At 61.3% G+C, this 1,257-nt stretch carries 1 pseudogene; it reads right to left on the bottom strand.

Annotated features, from left to right (window positions below):
- Positions 1 to 271, bottom strand: a pseudogene (locus tag ACQR3U_RS23330) (hypothetical protein); the annotation flags it as partial.
- Positions 272 to 1,257: the final 986 nt, after the last annotated feature.

The raw sequence follows: 1,257 nt of genomic DNA, 5'->3' as shown, positions 1-1,257 counted from the left end.
TGGTCGCATCCTGCGAGGCGAGCAAGATCGTCACCGGCGCATCGGCGAGTTGATCGGCCAACCGATCCAGGACCGGCCGCGCCGCACGCACAAGCTTCGGATCGGTGGGTGCGTCGTCGATATAGCGCAGTGGAGAACTGTCGGGTGTCACTCCCAGTGCGAGGCAGCGGCGCCAGGACTGCTCGATCTCCGGCCGTACTTTCGGTATGGGATTCTCACAGCTATCGGAACCGTGTTCTTCTGCTTGCTCACGGAACCGGTCGGTTACCACACATCCACCTCCGAAGACCTCACGGCGAGAACGGACTCTATGCAAACGAGGTGACACCGGTTCGGAGTGTCCCAGAACGCTACACCGGGAGTTTCTGGACTTGTCTTCGGTGCGGGCGCACCTTGTCCAGTGTGTTCACCGGCGTCTTGATGGCCTGTCGATCCGCACGGTGGCGGAACACGATGCTATTCGTCGTGCAGTGTTCCATCTCCTCTGCAGGACCAGGGCCGTTTCGGCCGATGCCATTCCGGCCGATCGGTCCGGCGGAGTCGGCGGAAGTGAACAGCGGGGAGGTGTGCGTTGGCATTGTCGGCGAGGCCGTGCGTCTGCGCGCGTCCGTTCGCACCGTGTTCCCCTGGAACGACGCTGGTGCGTCACGAAAGCTGTTGGTTGGCAGTGTGACCCCTACTGTCTACCATCAATGCTCCGTGAACTGTATGTGTATATCACAGGGTTCCTGCGCGTGACCACGAGGTGCGTAGCTACCAGTGGGTTTCGTGGCCGGGCAGGGTTCCGGGGACAGTGGAGTCGGCCGTGTGGCATTGATCCGGGCGTTCGGAACTCGTCCGTATCTGTCCGACCGGAACCCACTGTTGTGGGAGTGTACTCGGCGCCGGACTCAGGGGGCGGAGTCGTTCGCCGGCGGCGTTGGCAAAAAGATGCGGCCTGTCGGGAGATGGGAAGGGGACAGGATGTCACCGGTGCTCGTGGGCGGGTGCTCCGGTGTTGCGGTATCGGAACGGATGAAGAGCCATGTAATTTGCTGTTACGGCGAGTTTTTCGCTAGTCTTTTGGTGTTGGAGCGAGTCGCCCTATCGGGGAGGGCGGGGCCTTGTTTCAACATTCTGTTCTCCGTGCTTGGAACCTCGCCCCTGCTGTTCCGAGTTGCTAGTGGTCTGTCTGCGATTTGATCTGGTTAAGGGCTTCGCGTCCGCGACGGGCCTTCTCGATGATCGACTCGGCGGTGGCCTTCCAAACGAACGGTT

This window comes from Rhodococcus sp. IEGM1339 (genome assembly GCF_050321925.1).
GTDB lineage: Bacteria > Actinomycetota > Actinomycetes > Mycobacteriales > Mycobacteriaceae > Rhodococcus > Rhodococcus pyridinivorans.
Note: the sequence above shows the minus strand (reverse complement) of the source record. Positions and strands in the feature narration are given on the sequence as shown.